Origin of the sequence: Halorubrum sp. SP9, assembly GCF_005435015.1 — an archaeon.
Classification (GTDB): Archaea; Halobacteriota; Halobacteria; order Halobacteriales; family Haloferacaceae; genus Halorubrum; species Halorubrum sodomense.
This window is the reverse complement of record NZ_SGXU01000450.1, coordinates 1-391: the sequence shown is the minus strand read 5'-3', so window position 1 is coordinate 391 and position 391 is coordinate 1. Positions and strand designations below refer to the sequence as shown.

The window sequence follows — 391 nt, the reverse complement described above, 5'->3', positions numbered from 1 at the left end:
AACGCGCTCTCCGGTGTCGGCGCCCAGTACGAGTCGGAAGTCGTCTACCAGAACATGCAGGAGCGCTGGGAGGAGAAGGGCGTCATCTTCTGTAATATGGATGAGGCCGTCCAAGAACACGAGGAGCTCGTCCGCGAGCACTTCATGACGAAGTGCGTCCCCCCGAGCGACAACAAGTTTGCCGCTCTTCACGGCGCCATCTGGTCGGGCGGCTCGTTCGTCTACGTCCCCGAAAACACCACCGTCGACATGCCGGTCCAGGCGTACTTCCGGATGAACTCCGAGGGGATGGGTCAGTTCGAGCACACGCTCATCATCGCCGAGGAGGGCTCGGAAGTTCACTACATCGAGGGCTGTTCCGCCCCGAAGTACTCGAAGTTCAACCTCCACT

The 391-nt window shown here is 60.4% G+C and carries 1 pseudogene; it reads left to right on the top strand.

Annotated elements, in window-relative coordinates:
- Nucleotides 1–391, top strand: a pseudogene (locus tag EXE45_RS18200) (Fe-S cluster assembly protein SufB); the annotation flags it as partial.